This is a genomic window from Photobacterium phosphoreum (genome assembly GCF_002954725.1).
Lineage (GTDB): Bacteria > Pseudomonadota > Gammaproteobacteria > Enterobacterales > Vibrionaceae > Photobacterium > Photobacterium phosphoreum.
On the sequence record NZ_MSCQ01000001.1, the window covers coordinates 1,862,878 to 1,881,766 of the forward strand.

Sequence of the window (18,889 nt, forward strand, 5' to 3'; positions counted from 1 at the left end):
GAAGTAACGTCATTCCTTTTGAGGATATTTCAGCACAAATAGCTAAACCTTGACGATAACTGTAGTTGATACAACAGCCATGATGGGTTTGAAATAACACAAAACACTGTTTTTCCAAATATTGTGCTAAAAGGTGTTCCTTTAAACCAGTTTTATAGTGTAATTTGTGGAGATACCAAAAATTCTCATCAGGAAAGTATTATATGCAAAATTTCGGGATGTCATCCAAGCTCAATAATGTTTGTTATGATATACGCGGTCCCGTTCTTAAGCATGCTAAACGCATGGAAGAAGAAGGCCAAAAAATACTTAAACTTAACATTGGCAATCCAGCCCCGTTTGGATTCGATGCTCCTGATGAAATTCTGGTTGACGTGATCCGTAACTTGCCAACATCACAAGGTTACTGTGATTCAAAGGGCATTTACTCTGCACGTAAAGCCGTGGTCCAGCATTACCAAAAATGTGGCTTATTAGACATTGATGTTGAAGATGTTTTTATTGGTAATGGCGTTTCAGAATTAATTGTAATGGCGATGCAAGCACTGCTAAACCATAAAGATGAAATCTTAGTGCCTTCTCCTGATTATCCATTATGGACGGCAGCAGTATCGCTTTCAGGCGGCACCGCAGTACATTATACCTGTGATGAACAATCTGATTGGTACCCTGATCTTGAGGATATTAAGAAAAAGATTGGTCCTCATACCCGCGGCATCGTGCTAATCAACCCTAATAACCCAACCGGTGCTGTTTATAGCCGTGAGTTTTTATTAGAAATTGTTGAAATTGCACGTCAGCATAATCTGATTATTTTTGCCGATGAAATCTACGATAAAATTCTCTATGACGGTGCAAAACACACTTCGATTGCACCATTAGCACCAGACGTATTCTGTATCACGTTTAATGGCCTGTCTAAATCATACCGAGTATGTGGTTTCCGTGCGGGTTGGATGGTACTTTCTGGCGCAAAACACAAAGCAAAAGGCTATATTGAAGGCTTAGAAATGCTGTCTTCTATGCGCTTATGTGCCAACGTACCGATGCAACATGCGATTCAAACCGCATTGGGTGGTTATCAGAGTATTAATGAATTGATTTTACCCGGCGGACGCTTACTTGAACAACGCGATAAAGCGTATGATTTATTGACGCAAATTCCGGGCGTTTCATGTGTAAAACCCAAAGGTGCGTTATACCTATTTCCAAAGCTAGATCAGAAAAAATTCAATATTATTGATGATCAACGCTTTGCTATGGACTTCTTACTTCAAGAAAAAGTATTAGTGGTTCACGGAACGGGCTTTAACTGGAAACAACCGGATCACTTCCGTATTGTAACGCTACCGCGAGTCGATGACTTAGAGCAGGCAATGACCCGTCTTGAGCGCTTCTTGCACAGCTATCGTCAATAACACGACTATCACTTATCGTCGTTAACAATACACGATTATCAGCCTCGGTTTATCCCCGAGGCTTTTCTTTATCAGTTGTAATATAACGCCCAAATAACGCGTGAACACTTACCAAGTAATTCCTTCATTAACACCATACACTTGGTATACTTATACCCATCAAAATTTTGCTATAAGGGAACACTCCCATGGAAAAAAGCCATTTTTTTGCTCATCTCGCGCGGATGCGTTTAATTCAACGCTGGCCATTAATGCGCAGTGTTGAGACTGAAAACATTTCAGAACACAGTCTTCAAGTCGCTTTTGTTGCCCATGCGCTGGCACTCATTAAAAATCGCAAATTTGGTGGCAATGTTAATCCTGAACGTATCGCACTATTGGGTATGTTTCATGATGTCAGTGAAGTCATTACGGGTGATATGCCAACCCCGATTAAATACTTCAACCCAACGATTGCTGAAGAATACAAAAAAATCGAGCTTGCTGCCGAGCAAAAATTACTCTCGATGTTACCTGAAGAATTTCATGATGATTATGCGCCGTTACTTGATAGCCATAAGCTCGATCCTGAAAATGCCGCTATCGTCAAACAAGCTGATACCCTATGCGCTTATCTAAAATGCTTAGAAGAATTAAGCGCTGGTAATCATGAATTTACCAAAGCAAAAAAACGTCTTGAAGAAACCTTAGCAGCACGCAGAACCCCCGAAATGGACTATTTCCTCACCACTTTTGCAGATAGTTTTAACTTAACGCTAGATGAGATCAGCTAATGAGCGCTTTTATTATTGATCCTTGCTGGCAACAGCGTCATAGCGATGAACAAAAAATGCGCCGTGATGATCACCGTTCGGCCTATCAACGTGATCGTGCGCGAATTTTACATTCGGCGGCATTTCGACGCCTGCAGGCCAAAACCCAAGTTCATGGTGCTGGCAATCACGATTTTTATCGCACCCGTTTAACTCACTCCCTTGAAGCTTCACAAATTGGCACTGGCATTGTGGCGCAATTAAAATTAAAGCAGCCTCAATTCCATTCATTATTATCGTCAACCAGCTTAATGGAAAGTATCTGTTTAGCGCATGATATTGGGCACCCACCGTTTGGGCATGGTGGTGAAGTGGCATTGAATTATATGATGCGTAACCACGGTGGGTTTGAAGGTAACGCGCAAACCTTTCGTATCGTAACGCTCCTAGAACCTTATACCGAACATTATGGCATGAACCTCTCACGTCGTACTTTATTAGGGCTTCTCAAATACCCCGCCTTGCTGAGTCACACTACCGCGACAGAGCGAGCTGATGATGTAGTCAATTTTCGTCATTTAAAAGCCAAGCTGTGGCATCCTGCGAAAGGCATTTATGATGATGATCAAACAGTCTTTGACTGGGTATTAGCACCTCTTTCCGAACATGATCGGCAGCTATTTAAACAAATGCGTAGCCACTCTCATTTACCACAAAAACACCACAAAACCCGTTTTAAATCAATTGATTGCTCAATCATGGAATTAGCTGATGATATTGCGTATGGCGTCCATGATCTTGAAGATGCCATCGTAATGGGTATCGTCAACCGTGATCAATGGCAAGAAGCGGTGGCATCAAAAATTGCTGAATGTGGTGATCCGTGGTTAGAACAACGTATTGGTGAGATCAGTGAACATATGTTTGCCAGCCATCACCAACGTAAAGATGCTATCGGTGCGCTAGTTAATGCCTTACTGACCTCAATTGAAATTGCACCAACACTGCAAGATGGCCTCCACAGTTTTGAAGAACCATTACTAAAATGGAATGCATATCTGTCACCCGCAATGGAAAAAGCGCTTAATGTCCTAAAACAGTTTGTCAGTGATTATGTGGTTAAAAAGCCTGAAATTCAGTTATTAGAATATAAAGGCCAACAATTAATCATGGAGTTGTTTGATGCGTTTGCCTCAGATCCTGAACGCTTATTACCAGAGTCTACTCGTAAGCATTGGCAGAGTGCCGTTGATAAAGGCGACAATGAAATGCGGATCATTGCTGATTATATTTCAAGTATGACTGATGGCTTTTCGCAGCGGCTGTACAACACCCTATTTCAACCGTCGATTACGCTGGAAATAGGCAACGAAGGGCATGGGGTGTAGAGGGTCGAGGGTCGAGGGTCGAGGGTCGAGGGTCGGCATTCTCAATACCCTTAACTCATAGTCAAGTACCAAAAAGAGGAGAGTGTCCTAAATTCTCGTTACTTGCTTCTGCTTTTTCTCGTCACTCGCCCCTGCTCTTGCCTAGCTTCAGCCCTTCCTCGCTACTCGTGCCTTCTTCTCACAAATAATTGTTCTCAAACACCCCTTGTGGCATTTGTTTAATCTGAAAATCTATCATGTGATTAAAGGTAGTTAGCAAAGGCGTAAACTTATCAGTATCAGCTTCAAATGCAGACAAGGCTAAATACCCCGCTTCTACAGTTGATACTCCCTGATCTTTAGGCGACTTACGAATACGATAATTGCCACTATCAGCATTGTCTAAATTCACTAACGGTAAATGGTGTAAGTTAGTGGCTAGTTGCCACATTTTATAGGCTTTTTTCCACGTACCATCTAATAAAATAACCGTTTGTATTCGTTGCTTATTAGCCGTGACTGCAACAGTTGAAATCGGTACCGATCCCTCACCAGGATAAACGACATACACATCACGTTCAGGCTCTTCAAGTAAGCTGTTAAGCTCATCATGTTCAGAAAAATCTTCTCCTACCCAAAGTCGGCTATTTGGTAGAGAAAGTGATAATATTCTTGCTGTGCCTATCGCGCGCTTAATTTCTGATGGATGCTGTAAAATCCAAATTTCTGTTGTTGCTGTGATGTTTTCGATCCAGTGGCAAATACAGGCTTTTTTTGCCTTACCACAGTATTCACAATACCGACTCATTGAGGTTGCCTTGTCTATTCGCAATTACATTATTATCGCATTAATTGTAGGAATTATTGCTCAAATTCCACAACTTCAACCGCTGCTAGTTTGGGATCGCCAAGCGATCCTTAATGGTGAAGTATGGCGGATCCTAACAGGAAATATCACCCATACCAATTGGATTCATCTCGCTATGAATGCTGGTGCGTTTATTATTATCAGCTTTATTTTTCGCGCCCACTTTACTCCGATCCACTATAGCTTATTAATTTTAAGCCTCAGTGGCATTATCGGCGTTGGCTTATTTGCGACACAAATTAGCTGGTATGCGGGCTTTTCTGGCGTATTACACGGCTTATTTGCTTGGGGGGCAATTCGGGATATTCAAACCAAAACCAAAGGCGGTTGGTTATTACTGCTCGGGCTAATCGCTAAGATAAGTTGGGAACAATGTTTTGGAGGCTCTGCCAGTTCAGCCGAACTGATTGGAGTACAAGTTGCGACACAAGCCCATTTAATCGGAGCCGTATCGGGTGCAATAATTGCCCTTATTACGCCATCAAAAAAATAAAGTTACAACATAAGCGCCAGTGTTAGATAAAAAACGACAGACGCTAGCCTGTCGTAATACTTGTCGTAATAGATAGAGTCCGAATTATTAGTAACTACAACTTAATTCGGTTACGGTTTTTATCTACCGTTGAAATACCAATGCCTTTTACTTTCGCAAGATCATCAGCAGCTGCAAATTTTCCATACTTGATTCTATACTGAATAATATTTTCTGCTTTATCCGGCCCAATCCCCACCAATAATTTATCAAGCTGCTCTGCATTAGCATCATTGATATTTACAATGATATCAATACCTTTGTGTTGATCAGGATTTGCATAACTTATCGGTGCTAACACTAGCGTACCGGCAACAACGATTGCTTTAAATAACTGATATTTTATTGTCATTATCATTCCATTTCTAATTAAGACGAATACAAATGATACGCAACAAGTTACTTATAATAACAAAAACCAATAAAATTTAAGCAAAAAAAAGACGAGCCGCACAAACGGCTCGTCTATTTACATTACAATTTCAATTAATCTTTCGATGTGTCTTGCATTGGGTAGCTGATCTCTGCTGATTCACGTAATGTTTTTAACGTGGCAGCTAGATCTTCTTGAGCAAACATCTGCCCAATTTGCTCTGCAAACTGACCATTTACTTTTTCGCCAGCCAACTTCATGTTAACAACTTTATCAAGCGCGATGATTTCAACATTACCGTTGTTATCACGAGCCATGCCGTAAGTTGCTTTACCTGCTGTTGGTTTCGGTAAACTAAATGCTACATTTGAAATATTCGCATTTGGACCAGCACGATTAATTGTTTGTTCACCAGAGAAGCTTAAGCCATCTTTAGCAACAATATCGTCTTTACCTTTACGTAAGTCTGCCATAATCTCATCAGCTTTAGCTTGTGCTTGCTGTTCGCCTTTTTGGCTCGCAACCATCGCATTCACTTTTGCTGCAACATCTTTAAATGGCAACACTGCTTCTGCACGAGCATCATCAACACGTACCACAATCACATGCTCAGGACCTAACTCAATCACATCAGAGTTCATACCATCATCATGAACTTCAGGACTTTGTAATGTCTCTTGCACTTGTTTATTCGCTAAGACACCTTTTTCTTCTGCAGCTGTAATGTAATCAGTATGTATGATTTTTGCTTTCACAGCTTCAGCCGCAGCATCTAATGAATCTGGTGATTCAAAAGCCACTTCGGCTAACTTACTTTTCAGCTTATAAAACTCATCAGCAGATTGTTGCTGTTGTAACTCAGCAATAATTTGTGCTTTAACATCAGCAAATGGTTTTACTTTTCCAGCTTTAATACCATCAAGTAAAATGATGTGGTAACCAAATGATGACTTGACTAAACCTGATAGATCACCTGGTTTTGCAAGGGCAAATGCTTCTTGCTCAAACGCTGGATCCATCATGCCTTTAGTGAACCATTCTAACTTGCCACCATCTTTAGCACTGAATGTATCATCAGATGATTGCTTAGCAACCTCAGCAAAGTTTGCACCATTTTGTAGCTGTGCAAGTAGTGCTTCTGCTTTAGCTTTCGCCGTTGCTGTATCACCTTTCACTAAGATATGGCTAACTTCACGCTCTTCAGCTGTACTGAACTTAGCTTGATTATCTTTATAGTACGTTTCAGCAGCTTGCTCTGAGACTTTAATATCTTTAGTTAAGCCTTTACCTGATAGCTCAATATAAGACACTTTGATTTGCGCAGGTCGAGTAAACAAGTTCGAGTTTTGGTCATAAAACTCTTGCGCGTCTTTATCTGTTACTTTTACTTTTTGAGTAAAGTCAGCAAGGTTCAGCGTTAAGGTACGAACAACACGTTGCTGCGATTCAAGTTTACGTAGCTCATCAGCTTCGTCAGCTAACACGAAGTCACTGCCTTGTAATGCTGATAAGAACTGCTGACGTAACATGTCTTTACGGATAGTTTCTGCAAACTGATCAGGAGTAAAGCCCGCACGGCGTAATGCCATGTTGTATTGCTCGTTATTAAACACACCACCAACGGCAAATGCTGGCATCGCAAGAATTTCTTGCTTCACTTGTGCATCACTGACGCTAAGACCAAGTTTATCCGCACGTTGTTGAATCAGTTCATCATTGACCATACGATCTAATACACTTTGACGGAATTGCTTCACATAAGCAGGATCGCCCATCAAGGTTGAAAAGTAATCGCCCATACGCTCTTGCATACGGTTACGTTCATTTTGGTAAACTTGCTCAAACTGACGTTGGCTAATTTCTTTACCGTTAATCTTTGCTGCAACTTGCTCATTACCACTCGCCAGATAACTGCCGACGCCAGCAAATACAAAAGATAAAATAATTAGGCTTAGAATAATCTTAACCCAGATGCTGTTAGCGCCTTCGCGCAATCGCTCCATCATAATCTGCCGTCTCTCCTACTGTTCGATCTGGCTCGGTTTCGAACTACTATCAAATTTATGCATAATGCTACCGGCATCACCATGATGACCGCACCATACTGTTTACTACATGTTATATAACAACAACTGAATAGCTACTGCTATATCGATAAACCTAGTCTTAATTACTCTAGTCTTCTCAATATAGATAACCTGCGACCGATAAGCCACACACAGCACTGAGAATTGTTACATAAACTCAATTAAACAACACTATGATGAATATTAACGTTAATATTTCTCATAATGGATTGTCTATCAGGCTATTTATAAGTAAAAAAAGCGCATCAACCGATGCGCCTTTATCGTACCGAATAAGTATACTCTTTCCGGTAGCAATTTTTAAGCCATGAAAACATGACAAAACCAAAGGCTCACGCCTTTAATTTTTAGTTTACAGAATCTTTAAGCGCTTTACCTGGTTTGAAACCAGGTACTTTTGCCGCTGCAATTTGAATCTCTGCACCTGTTTGTGGATTACGGCCAGTACGTGCCGCACGCTCACGAACAGAGAAAGTACCAAAACCAACTAATGCAACCTGATCACCCTGCTTTAAGGTCTCAGTAACAGTTTCAATTAATGCATCAAGAGCACGGCCAGCAGATGCTTTAGAAATATCAGCACTTTCTGCGATTTTATCAACTAGTTGAGTTTTGTTCACAATTAGATCCTCTTAATGAACCTTGATTACAACGCTATGTTTAGATAAATACGTCACGTAATAGTAATCAAATAGAAAAACGTTATTGCCTTGATAGCCCACTATGTATAGCGATCAAAGCTTAAAATCAGTTCGCATAACGCGGATTAGATGTACCTTATAGCCACACAAAAAAACGCTGACAAGGTTTTTAGTCCTGAAAGCGTTTTTTCTTTAACTAATTTAGCTATAGGTCACTATTTTGCGCATTGACTAACTCAATGCCTGATGGATTATTCTGCAATGCTATTGTCAGCACCTCATCAATCCAACGTACAGGGCGTACTTCCAAATCAGCAATCACATTCGCTGGAATTTCTTCCAAGTCACGTTCATTTTCTTTTGGAATTAACACTGTTTTAATGCCACCACGGTGAGCCGCCAAAAGCTTCTCTTTTAAGCCACCAATCGGTAACACTTCACCACGTAATGTGATTTCACCCGTCATGGCAACATCAGCACGCACAGGATTACCCGTTAAGCTTGATACCAAGGCGGTACACATCGCGATACCCGCACTTGGACCATCTTTTGGTGTTGCGCCTTCAGGAACGTGAACATGAATATCGCGTTTTTCGTAAAAATCGCTCGCAATACCTAAACGTTCAGCGCGACTACGTACCACTGTCATCGCTGCCTGAATAGACTCTTGCATCACATCGCCCAAAGAACCGGTGTATGTCAACTTACCCTTACCTGGCATAGACTCTGTTTCAATGGTCAATAAATCACCACCAACTTCTGTCCATGCTAAACCAGTAACTTGACCAACGCGGTTACTTTCGTCAGCTTTACCATAATCGCAACGCTGCACACCTAAATAATCTTTAAGGTTATCTTGGCTAATCGACACATGCTTAATGTCTTTGTTCAATAAAATTTCTTTCACTGCTTTACGGCATAGTTTAGAAATTTCACGCTCAAGACTACGCACACCAGCTTCACGAGTGTAGTAACGAATAATGCCCATTAATGCTGAGTCTTCAATCGTCAACTCGCTAGGCTTTAATCCATTACGCTGGATTTGCTTATCCAATAAGTGATTTTTAGCGATGTTCAGTTTTTCATCTTCGGTATAACCAGAAAGACGAATCACTTCCATACGATCAAGCAATGGACCCGGAATATTCATTGAGTTCGAGGTTGCAACGAACATTACATCAGATAAGTCATAATCAACTTCTAAGTAATGGTCATTAAACGAACTATTTTGCTCAGGATCTAAGACTTCTAGCAGTGCTGATGCAGGATCACCACGCATATCAGAAGACATTTTGTCAATTTCATCCAATAGGAACAGTGGGTTTTTCACTTCCACTTTTGCCATTTTTTGAATTAACTTACCCGGCATTGAACCAATGTAAGTACGACGGTGACCACGGATTTCCGCTTCATCACGTACACCACCTAATGCCATGCGCACGTATTTACGTCCGGTTGCAGCAGCAATAGATTGACCTAGAGAGGTTTTACCTACACCAGGAGGACCAACAAGACAAAGGATTGGACCTTTAAGCTTGTTAACACGGCTTTGCACTGCGAGATATTCAAGAATACGTTCTTTAACACGCTCTAGACCATAGTGATCAGCGTTAAGAACTTCTTCTGCTTTCGCTAAATTCTTCTTCACCTTTGAACGCTTATGCCAAGGTACACTAAGCATCCAATCGATGTAGCCACGAACCACCGTTGCTTCTGCTGACATCGGTGACATCATCTTCAGCTTTTGTAGTTCTTGCTCAGTTTTTTCGCGTGCTTCAGTAGGCATCTTCGATGCTTCGATTTTAAGCTGTAACGCTTCAAATTCATCTGGCGCATCATCAAGCTCACCCAGTTCTTTCTGGATAGCTTTCATTTGTTCGTTCAGGTAGTACTCACGCTGAGATTTTTCCATCTGCTTTTTAACGCGTCCACGGATACGTTTTTCAACTTGCAGAAGGTCGATTTCAGATTCCATCATTGCCATCAAGAACTCTAAACGTTCTGTGATATCAACGATTTCAAGTACTTTTTGCTTATCTGCTAATTTCAGAGGCATATGCGCTGCGATAGTATCTGCAAGGCGCGCTGCATCATCAATGCCGTTAAGGGATGTTAATACTTCTGGTGGGATCTTTTTATTGAGTTTAATAAAGCCTTCGAACTGACTGATTGCCGTTCGAACTAAAACTTCTTGTTCACGTTCGTCCATTGCTGGCGTAACCAAAAATTCAGCATTAGCGGTAAAAAACTCATCATCAGCAAGATCTTCAACTTTTGCTCGTTGTTGGCCTTCAACCAACACTTTTACCGTACCATCCGGTAATTTCAATAGTTGAAGAATCGTTGCTACAGTACCAACATCATAAAGATCAGTGATCGACGGTTCATCTGTGGCGGCTTCTTTTTGAGCTACCAACAGAATCTGTTTATTGTTTTCCATTGCCGACTCAAGGCAACGAATTGATTTTTCCCGGCCCACAAACAATGGAATAACCATATGAGGGTATACCACTACATCACGCAGTGGTAGAACCGGGATCTCAAGGCGCTCAGAACGCTCCAGGTTCATATTCTTCTCTCTTCCTGTCCATACTAATCGTATTAAATAACCTAACTGGATACAGCGTAGTTACTTAATACGATTAGAGTTAGCTTATATTGAGTATATGGGGGTAAAGCATCAAGTTTCAATGTATGAAATGTCAGAAAATAAAAAAGGAGGCAAAAGCCTCCTCTTTTTTAGCTTTTACGTGCAGATATTAAGCACTTACTCAGCTTTTATTCAGCACTGGCTGCTTCTTGTGTTTCTGTATTTTCGTAAATCAATAATGGTTCTGACTCACCGTTAATTACAGACTCATCAATCACAACTTTACTCACACCCGCTAGAGACGGAAGCTCATACATGGTATCAAGTAACACTGCTTCAACAATAGAACGTAGGCCACGTGCACCTGTTTTACGATCCATTGCTTTTTTCGCAATCGCAATCAAAGCATCATCGCGGAATTCTAATTCAACATTTTCAAGCGCTAGTAATGCAGCATACTGTTTAGTAAGGGCATTCTTAGGCTCACGTAGAATTTGAACTAGCGCATCTTGGTCAAGTTCGCCAAGTGTTGCTGTAACAGGTAGACGACCGATGAATTCAGGAATTAAACCGTATTTCACCAAATCTTGTGGTTCAACTTTCTTAAACAAATCACTTAATGTGTCTGTTTGGTCTTTTGAACGTACATCAGCAGCAAAACCGATGCCAGTACCTGTTGCGACACGTTGCTCAACCACTTTATCTAGGCCAGCAAATGCACCACCACAGATAAATAGAATCTTAGAAGTATCAACTTGTAAGAACTCTTGTTGAGGATGCTTACGGCCACCTTGCGGTGGAACAGAAGCAACAGTACCTTCGATCAGCTTCAGCAACGCTTGCTGAACACCTTCACCTGATACATCACGTGTAATTGATGGATTATCCGACTTACGTGAGATCTTATCGATCTCATCGATGTACACAATACCGCGTTCGGCTTTGGCTACGTCGTAATCACATTTTTGTAGCAACTTTTGAATGATGTTTTCAACGTCTTCACCAACATAACCTGCTTCAGTTAATGTTGTTGCATCAGCCATTGTAAACGGAACATCAAGCATACGCGCTAATGTCTCTGCTAATAATGTTTTACCACTACCAGTAGGGCCAATAAGTAGGATATTACTCTTACCTAATTCAACGCCATCACTATTCTTATCGCCATTACGTAGACGCTTATAGTGATTGTATACAGCAACAGCCAACACTTTTTTAGCATGTGATTGGCCGATAACATAATCATCTAAGTTGTTACGAATTTGTTGTGGAGTCGGCAGCTCGTCGCTATCGCTTTTCGTCATCACTTCTTTGATTTCTTCGCGAATAATGTCGTTGCATAAATCAACGCACTCATCACAAATATAAACAGAAGGACCAGCAATTAGCTTGCGAACTTCATGCTGACTTTTGCCACAAAAAGAGCAGTAAAGTAGCTTGCTGCTACTTCCCTCTTTGCGCTTATCTGTCATTCGCTAACCTCTTTATTGGGGTATCCCATCATTGTCATGTCTTGAGTGTATAACAAGTCGACTTATTTTGCTTTACTAAACCCGCTTCGCGAATTGCAAAATAAAACGTCTCTTAATCACGCTTACTCAATACAGAATCAACTAGACCGTACTCTACTGCCTGATCTGCAGACATAAAGTTATCACGATCGGTATCACGCTCAATAATCTCTAACGGTTGACCCGTATGCTCAGCCAATAATCCATTTAAACGTTGTTTAATCGTTAGGATTTCTTGAGCATGGATTTGAATATCCGATGCTTGGCCTTGGAAACCACCCAATGGTTGGTGGATCATCACGCGAGAGTTAGGTAGGCAATAACGCTTACCTTGAGCTCCGCCTGCCAATAGGAATGCACCCATTGAACATGCTTGTCCCATACATACTGTACTTACATTTGGTTTAATAAACTGCATGGTGTCATAAATTGACATACCTGCAGTTACAGAACCGCCTGGAGAGTTAATGTAAAGGAAAATGTCTTTGTCTGGGTTCTCAGACTCCAAAAATAGCAACTGGGCTACAACTAAGTTAGCCATATGATCTTCAACCTGACCGGTTAAGAAAATCACACGCTCTTTTAGGAGACGGGAATAAATATCGTAAGAACGCTCACCACGAGAAGTCTGCTCGACCACCATCGGTACCAGCGCATCCATAATCGGTGACATGCCGTTTTGTGCTTGGTAGCTCATAATCTTATTTCCCTAAAATAAATGGCCCGAATGAAAGTATTCACACGGACCATTGTTAGCAGAAGACTTGAGCTAATGTCAAATCTCTACAGCAATTTCAGTAAATTAAGCAGCAGGATTCATTAGATCGTTGAAGCTAACTTCTTTATCTGAAACCTGAGCTTTAGCTAGAAGTGCATCAATTGCTTGCTCTTCTAGAGCAACATTGCGCATATTATTCATTAGCTGCTCGTTGCTTGCGTAGTATTTAACTACTTCAGTTGGATCTTCGTATGCAGAAGCCATTTCAGCGATGATTGCAGTTACGCGATCTTCGTCTGCTTTTAGCTCTTCTGTTTTAATTACTTCACCAACTAGTAGGCCAACAACTACACGACGCTTAGCTTGCTCTTCGAACAATTCACGTGGTAGTTCAGGCATGTTCTTAGCGTCGCCGCCAAAACGTTGTGCAGCTTGCTTACGTAGTGCTTCGATTTCTTGATCGATAAGCGCTGTAGGAACTGCAATGTCGTTTTGCTCAACAAGACCGTTAAGAACTTGATCTTTAATACGACCTTTAACAGCTTGCTTAAGCTCACGTTCCATGTTCTTACGAACTTCAGTCTTAAGACCTTCAACAGAACCGTCTTCAACACCAAACTTAGAAACGAATTCTTCAGTTAGTTCAGGTAGTTGTTGTGCTTCTACTTTATGAAGAGTGATAGCAAACGCTGCAGACTTACCTTTTAGGTTTTCTGCGTGGTATTCTTCAGGGAATGTTACTTCAACAGTAAACTCTTCGCCTGCTTTCTTACCAACAACACCTTCTTCGAAACCAGGGATCATACGACCTTGGCCCATAGCAAGTGCGAAACCTTCAGCTTTACCGCCGTCGAATTCTTCGCCATCGATAGTACCAACGAAATCGATAGTTACACGGCTATCAGCTTCAGCTGCAGCTTCAACGTCAGTCCAAGTAGCTTGTTGCTTACGTAGTGTATCTAGCATGCCGTCAACGTCAGCATCAGTTACTGTAACAACTGGCTTCTCAACAACAACTTTATCTAGGCCTGCAAGTACGATCTCAGGGAAAACTTCAAAAGAAGCTTTAAACACTAAATCTTTACCTTCAGCAATTTCTACTGGAGTGAAAGTTGGTGCGCCTGCTGGATTGATCTGCTCTTTAACGATAGCTTCGATAAAGTGGCGGTGCATTACTTCACCTAGGATGTCTTGACGTACAGAAGCGCCAAACATTTTAGCAACCATCTTCATTGGTGCTTTACCTGGGCGGAAACCGTCGAAACGACGAGTTTTAGCAATTTTACGTAATTCAGCAGCTACAGCATCTTCGATGTTTGCAGCAGGAACTGTAATAGTTAGGTGGCGTTCTAGACCTTCAGTGGTTTCAACGGTAACTTGCATTATATTTAACCTCAAAACTTAACTCAGCATTTTCTGAGTGATGTTGCCGAACAGCCATTTACTGACGGTGGCATCCTTTCGTGTTACAGCTCGAAAACCATAACGCCTAAATTCTTTCTTAAAGATTCTGATAGTAGGTCGCCTACTTATCAGAGCGCGCTATTATAACGACACGTAAGCGTGACGTCGAGGTAGATACCTTATTAACGCGAACGATCTCTCTGACTGCATTACAAGATAGGGGCTAGAAATATCATTTCAAGGGGAAAAACGAAAAAAATCGCCTTTAAACGGTTTTTTTACGTTTAAATGTTGGAAAAACGAACTAATTTGATAAATAGCTACATTTTATCATCTTATCGAATACTAAAAGTTTGCATGTTCAATTCGATGACAATTTGCACAAAGTAAAAGACACTTATCTAATTCGTCCATATGCATTGTTGAAAATTTCAAAGATCGTACTTTGCTAATAACAAAATCTTTTCGAGTCGGATCTTTATGGTGAATAGTTACATCTATTTAAAAAGGGAATAACAAAAACGCATTCATTACCGATCCAAACACATTAAATACATCAAATTTTAGATAAAAAAAAGCCAGCTAATAATAGCTGGCTTTCAAAAAGTGGTGTCCCCTGCAGGATTCGAACCTGCGACCACATACTTAGCTTACCACTACAGTTTTCACTGCCACCTTCGGTGTTTGTAGTCTGGACTATATCATCACCCACAGCATTATCTGTTTGGGTGGAGGGCGCTAGTGATGTATTACACAATGAGATCGCATTGCATCATCTAGTCTCTGCACCTTCTCTACACGCTTGTAGAGCTTGGCTCAAGATTGCCACCGCCATCATGCGCTGAGGTTTCCTTGAATTCACCCTCTCCACTGTAACTGTTTCCAGATACAGGCTCCTCTCTTAAAGGTACGTGCTCTATCCAACTGAGCTAAGGGGACAATTTTTAATGTTAACACTTAAGTTTTTACTATAACCAAAACTTAACGATTAACATTACAACCTGATGTAACATCAAGCTATGGAGCGGATTATACGTAGCAATAAAGTAAGGTCAATCCCTTTAGTTCATTTTTCATGTTTCAAGCAACTAACTGGTTAAAGATACAACAAAAAACCATTTTTGAGAGTATTTCCAAAAGTAACAAAAGCTCGCCACACCAATTTAATCTCACAATAACAACCGTCTCTTTTATGACTCCTCATTTATTAGATCGCTAAATCACAATTTTGTTTCAAGATAAAATCAAATAGCAAACGATTGCCTAATGGCTATTCCATTTATAATCTGCCACAATATTAGCGTTGATACGTTCAACCAACACAACAAAGGATCACCATGAGCGCTCAAATTATTGATGGGAAAATCATATCCCAAACCGTACGACAGGAAGTTGCTGCGAGAGTAAAAGCACGTACCGATGCCGGATTACGCGCACCTGGATTAGCCGTGGTTCTCGTTGGTCAGGATCCTGCCTCACAGATCTACGTTGGTAGTAAACGCAAAGCCTGTGAAGAAGTCGGCTTTATTTCAAAATCATTTGATCTGCCAAGCACCGCATCTGAGCAGCAATTACTCGACTTAATCGATGAACTTAATCAAGACCCAACCATGGATGGTATTTTAGTTCAATTACCGTTACCTGCAGGTATGGACTGTACTCGCATTCTTGAACGCATTGATCCAGAAAAAGATGTTGATGGCTTTCATCCTTATAATGTCGGTCGTCTTAGTCAGCGTATCCCCAAGTTACGTTCATGTACCCCTAAAGGCATTATTACGTTACTTGAGCGATATAATATTGAGGTGCGTGGTAAACATGCGGTTATTGTTGGCGCATCAAATATTGTTGGACGCCCAATGACCCTAGAGCTATTGCTAGCGGGCGCAACCACAACAACCTGCCATCGCTTCACACAAGATCTCGAAGGCCATATTCGCCAAGCGGATATATTAGTCGTTGCTGTTGGCAAACCTAATTTTATTCCAGGAAACTGGATTAAAGAGGGAGCAACTGTTATTGATGTCGGTATTAACCGTCTTGAAAATGGCAAATTATGCGGAGATGTTGAATTTGATGTTGCTTGTCAGCGCGCCAAACATATTACGCCAGTACCTGGTGGTGTCGGCCCAATGACAGTCGCTAGTTTGATTGAAAATACCTTGCTTGCCTGCGAACAATATCACTCAGCATAAACAAGCGTATATTATTAATGTGTCACATTGATAAGCATATAAAGAGCGAGTATTTATATACTCGCTTTTTGTTGAATTAAGATTTGTTTTTAACTAAATCTGTATTTTCCACACTGACTTTTACTTGTTTACCCAACAAATTGATCAGCATAAAAGACCGTTTTTCACCATCAGCTTCCTGATAAATAGCATCTAGGCCTTTAAATTTACCTTGTTCTAAGACCAATTTATCACCTTGCTGAGGTAATGACTCAAACATATGATCATATGCATTATTGTCTTCATTTAGCATTAAGTTATAAATCAACTCTTCGCTAACAATTTGCGGTAAAGCACCCTGTCGAATAAAATCAGCTACACCACGGGTCGAACGCACCGTCGTAAAACTTAATTGTTCAGGATCAAATGTCACAAAAATATAGCTTGGAAATAGTGGTTCATTGCATTCACAACGTTTACCACGCACAATTTTTTCAACAACAACCTGAGGGTAATAGCATTCAGCCCCTTGACGATCAAGATTGATCACTGCGCGCTCTTGCTCACTACGCTTACAATAAAGTAGATACCAATCTTTCATCATCAACCTCAATAAAATCTTAACTTTTATTATTATATACAAAATCAAGATCGATTTACATCTTGACTCGGCACTACCTTTTAATATTCCCCTCCACTTTTATATTCTACGGTTATAAATTTTCACGATACTATTGACCAATATACGCCTTGGATTTTGTAACATATATGAACATTCTTAACTGATGATATAAGCGACCAATATAATATTCTAAAACAATATAAAAACCCAAAATACATTACATAAGTAGTGTAAGATATAATATCCAGTGATGAAATTTGACTTTTCATAATTGATCAATAAACGCACAAAGCATTACTTATCAACAGTTTGCAATGTTTTATTATTGTTTACTAAATGTAAAAACTTGCAGTTAAATATATTGTGCTTTATAAACCTACATGAATGAGCAAACACACTAATTAAAATAAAATAGAGAGTCCTATGAGTCATAATAGTAGTGGTACCCTTCTGGGTCACCCAAAAGGCTTGTTCCTGTTATTTGGAACAGAGCTATGGGAACGCTTTTCTTATTACGCTATGCGAGCAATTCTGGTTTTATATTTAACCGATAAAACCATTAATGGCGGTCTTGGGTGGACCACAGAAGAAGCGCTTAACTTATACGGTATCTACACTGGCTTAGTTTACTTTACCCCTCTTATTGGTGGTTGGATTGCCGACAACATTTTAGGCCAACGCCGCTCCATCATTATTGGTGGCGTATTGATGGCGATTGGTCAATTTACGCTAGCCTTACCGCATAGTGTGGTTGATCCCCATGCCGTTACCGCTTTCTATGTCGGTTTGGCTTTCCTTATTGTGGGTAATGGTTTATTTAAACCAAACATTTCAACTATGGTCGGTGATTTATACCCTGCTGGAGATCATCGTCGTGACGGTGCTTTCACTATTTTCTACATGGGTATTAATATTGGTTCATTACTAGCCGGTGTTATCGCAGGTACAGCATCAGCGGTATATGGTTGGAAAGCGGGCTTCCTATGCGCAGGTGTAGGTATGCTAATGAGCTTATTAACTCAACTTTTCTTTGCTCAACGTTACTTAGGCGATATTGGTAAAGTACCTGCTGCCGTACGTGATGCTGCAAACAACGCAAGTGGTAAAAAAGAACCGTTAACTAAAATTGAGCGTGATCGCTTAAAAGTAATTTTAGTAATGTGTACTTTTGTTATCGTATTCTGGGCAGGCTTTGAACAAGCTGGCGGCCTAATGAATATTTACTCGCAAGAATACACTAACCGTATGATTGGCAACTTTGAAGTACCAGCAGCATGGTTCCAGTCACTCAACCCATTCTTCATTATTCTATGTGCGCCACTGCTTGCTGCACTCTGGGTTAAAATGGGTAAAAGTGAGCCTAATTCACCAGTTAAATTCGCATTAGCGATGTTCTCTCTGGCACTAGGTTTTGCTTGTATGATCGGTGCCGCGTTAGAGCAAAATGGTGATATGACCGTAAAAACATCAATGATGTGGCTGGTCGGCGCTTACTTCTTCCATACTATTGGTGAGCTATGTCTATCACCTATTGGTCTATCAATGGTAACCAAATTGGCACCGTTACGCCTTGCATCATTAATGATGGGGGCATGGTTTGGTGCTAATGCTATTGCGAACTACATTGCAGGTGTTGTCGGCGCAAGCATCGGTCAAGCAGGCCCATTAGCAATCTTCTCTGGTATTGCGATTACCGCAGTGATTGCCGGAGTGTTATTACTGTTGTTCTCTAACAAACTGATCTCGTGGATGCATGGCGCTGAAGGCGATGCATATAGCGATAACGATGAAACTAAACCACAACCAGCAAATGCTTAATTGTAGTTTAAAAT

Annotated in this window: 15 protein-coding genes; 6 read left to right on the top strand and 9 right to left on the bottom strand. The window is 40.8% G+C overall.

Annotation, left to right across the window (positions count from 1 at the left end; all coding sequences use genetic code 11):
* Window positions 1–203: 203 nt before the first annotated feature.
* The 3 genes from BTO21_RS08105 (at window position 204) to BTO21_RS08115 (ending at window position 3,558) form a co-directional block, all read left to right on the top strand.
* Complete coding sequence (locus BTO21_RS08105) at window positions 204–1,418, top strand: pyridoxal phosphate-dependent aminotransferase (RefSeq protein WP_045027694.1); 1,215 nt, start codon at window positions 204–206, stop codon at window positions 1,416–1,418.
* A gap of 188 nt (window positions 1,419–1,606) precedes the next feature.
* Window positions 1,607–2,191 carry a 5'-deoxynucleotidase gene (yfbR, locus tag BTO21_RS08110; RefSeq protein ID WP_045027693.1) on the top strand — a complete coding sequence of 195 codons (585 nt, stop codon included), beginning with the start codon at window positions 1,607–1,609 and terminating at the stop codon, window positions 2,189–2,191.
* Window positions 2,191–3,558 carry an anti-phage deoxyguanosine triphosphatase gene (locus BTO21_RS08115; protein ID WP_045027691.1) on the top strand — a complete coding sequence of 456 codons (1,368 nt, stop codon included), beginning with the start codon at window positions 2,191–2,193 and terminating at the stop codon, window positions 3,556–3,558. Before yfbR ends, BTO21_RS08115 begins: the two co-directional genes overlap by 1 nt.
* A 178-nt stretch (window positions 3,559–3,736) precedes the next feature.
* Here BTO21_RS08115 and BTO21_RS08120 read toward each other — a convergent pair whose 3' ends face one another.
* Window positions 3,737–4,345, bottom strand: coding sequence for a tRNA-uridine aminocarboxypropyltransferase (locus tag BTO21_RS08120; RefSeq protein WP_045027689.1), 609 nt, complete (start codon window positions 4,343–4,345; stop codon window positions 3,737–3,739).
* A gap of 10 nt (window positions 4,346–4,355) precedes the next feature.
* On the opposite strand from BTO21_RS08120, the gene rrtA reads away from it, so the two are divergent.
* Entirely contained in the window at window positions 4,356–4,898 is a 543-nt protein-coding gene (gene rrtA / locus BTO21_RS08125; protein WP_065193515.1) for a rhombosortase, read from the top strand.
* 94 nt (window positions 4,899–4,992) lie between these two features.
* Here rrtA and BTO21_RS08130 read toward each other — a convergent pair whose 3' ends face one another.
* The 7 genes from BTO21_RS08130 to tig form a co-directional block, all read right to left on the bottom strand.
* Entirely contained in the window at window positions 4,993–5,295 is a 303-nt protein-coding gene (locus tag BTO21_RS08130) for a ComEA family DNA-binding protein (RefSeq protein WP_045027688.1), read from the bottom strand.
* Window positions 5,296–5,423: 128 nt separating this feature from the next.
* A complete protein-coding gene (gene ppiD / locus BTO21_RS08135; RefSeq protein WP_045027687.1) occupies window positions 5,424–7,316 on the bottom strand; it encodes a peptidylprolyl isomerase in 1,893 nt (630 codons plus the stop codon).
* A 428-nt stretch (window positions 7,317–7,744) separates the two neighbouring features.
* The gene (gene hupB / locus BTO21_RS08140; RefSeq protein ID WP_045027685.1) at window positions 7,745–8,017 is read right to left on the bottom strand and encodes a nucleoid-associated protein HU-beta; all 273 of its coding nucleotides are present in this window, start codon (window positions 8,015–8,017) and stop codon (window positions 7,745–7,747) included.
* Between the two features lie 226 nt (window positions 8,018–8,243).
* Window positions 8,244–10,607 (bottom strand): endopeptidase La, encoded by a 2,364-nt coding sequence (lon, locus tag BTO21_RS08145; protein ID WP_045027683.1) that lies wholly within the window; start codon window positions 10,605–10,607, stop codon window positions 8,244–8,246.
* A gap of 209 nt (window positions 10,608–10,816) precedes the next feature.
* Window positions 10,817–12,100, bottom strand: a complete 1,284-nt coding sequence (gene clpX / locus BTO21_RS08150; RefSeq protein WP_065193518.1) for an ATP-dependent protease ATP-binding subunit ClpX — start codon at window positions 12,098–12,100, stop codon at window positions 10,817–10,819.
* Window positions 12,101–12,212: 112 nt separating this feature from the next.
* Window positions 12,213–12,836, bottom strand: coding sequence for an ATP-dependent Clp endopeptidase proteolytic subunit ClpP (gene clpP, locus BTO21_RS08155; RefSeq protein WP_045027680.1), 624 nt, complete (start codon window positions 12,834–12,836; stop codon window positions 12,213–12,215).
* A 105-nt stretch (window positions 12,837–12,941) separates the two neighbouring features.
* On the bottom strand, window positions 12,942–14,240 hold the full coding sequence (gene tig, locus BTO21_RS08160) for a trigger factor (RefSeq protein ID WP_045027678.1): 1,299 nt from the start codon (window positions 14,238–14,240) through the stop codon (window positions 12,942–12,944).
* 1,358 nt (window positions 14,241–15,598) lie between these two features.
* Here tig and folD point away from each other — a divergent pair.
* A complete protein-coding gene (folD, locus tag BTO21_RS08170) occupies window positions 15,599–16,456 on the top strand; it encodes a bifunctional methylenetetrahydrofolate dehydrogenase/methenyltetrahydrofolate cyclohydrolase FolD (protein ID WP_045027675.1) in 858 nt (285 codons plus the stop codon).
* A 76-nt stretch (window positions 16,457–16,532) separates the two neighbouring features.
* On the opposite strand, the gene rfaH is transcribed toward folD, so the two are convergent.
* Window positions 16,533–17,036 carry a transcription/translation regulatory transformer protein RfaH gene (rfaH, locus tag BTO21_RS08175; RefSeq protein ID WP_045027672.1) on the bottom strand — a complete coding sequence of 168 codons (504 nt, stop codon included), beginning with the start codon at window positions 17,034–17,036 and terminating at the stop codon, window positions 16,533–16,535.
* Between the two features lie 444 nt (window positions 17,037–17,480).
* Here rfaH and BTO21_RS08180 point away from each other — a divergent pair, with 444 nt between their 5' ends.
* A complete protein-coding gene (locus BTO21_RS08180; protein WP_045027670.1) occupies window positions 17,481–18,875 on the top strand; it encodes a peptide MFS transporter in 1,395 nt (464 codons plus the stop codon).
* The last annotated feature ends 14 nt before the right edge of the window (window positions 18,876–18,889 follow it).

What these genes read in the sequence shown, in the direction of transcription:
- yfbR (WP_045027693.1), top strand. Translation starts at nt 1,607, where the DNA reads ATGGAAAAAAGCCATTTTTTTGCTCATCTCGCGCGGATGCGTTTAATT.
- BTO21_RS08180 (WP_045027670.1), top strand. Translation starts at nt 17,481, where the DNA reads ATGAGTCATAATAGTAGTGGTACCCTTCTGGGTCACCCAAAAGGCTTG.
- ppiD (WP_045027687.1), bottom strand. Translation starts at nt 7,316, where the DNA reads ATGATGGAGCGATTGCGCGAAGGCGCTAACAGCATCTGGGTTAAGATT.
- clpP (WP_045027680.1), bottom strand. Translation starts at nt 12,836, where the DNA reads ATGAGCTACCAAGCACAAAACGGCATGTCACCGATTATGGATGCGCTG.
- rfaH (WP_045027672.1), bottom strand. Translation starts at nt 17,036, where the DNA reads ATGAAAGATTGGTATCTACTTTATTGTAAGCGTAGTGAGCAAGAGCGC.
- clpX (WP_065193518.1), bottom strand. Translation starts at nt 12,100, where the DNA reads ATGACAGATAAGCGCAAAGAGGGAAGTAGCAGCAAGCTACTTTACTGC.
- BTO21_RS08105 (WP_045027694.1), top strand. Translation starts at nt 204, where the DNA reads ATGCAAAATTTCGGGATGTCATCCAAGCTCAATAATGTTTGTTATGAT.
- lon (WP_045027683.1), bottom strand. Translation starts at nt 10,607, where the DNA reads ATGAACCTGGAGCGTTCTGAGCGCCTTGAGATCCCGGTTCTACCACTG.
- BTO21_RS08120 (WP_045027689.1), bottom strand. Translation starts at nt 4,345, where the DNA reads ATGAGTCGGTATTGTGAATACTGTGGTAAGGCAAAAAAAGCCTGTATT.
- BTO21_RS08115 (WP_045027691.1), top strand. Translation starts at nt 2,191, where the DNA reads ATGAGCGCTTTTATTATTGATCCTTGCTGGCAACAGCGTCATAGCGAT.
- folD (WP_045027675.1), top strand. Translation starts at nt 15,599, where the DNA reads ATGAGCGCTCAAATTATTGATGGGAAAATCATATCCCAAACCGTACGA.
- BTO21_RS08130 (WP_045027688.1), bottom strand. Translation starts at nt 5,295, where the DNA reads ATGATAATGACAATAAAATATCAGTTATTTAAAGCAATCGTTGTTGCC.
- tig (WP_045027678.1), bottom strand. Translation starts at nt 14,240, where the DNA reads ATGCAAGTTACCGTTGAAACCACTGAAGGTCTAGAACGCCACCTAACT.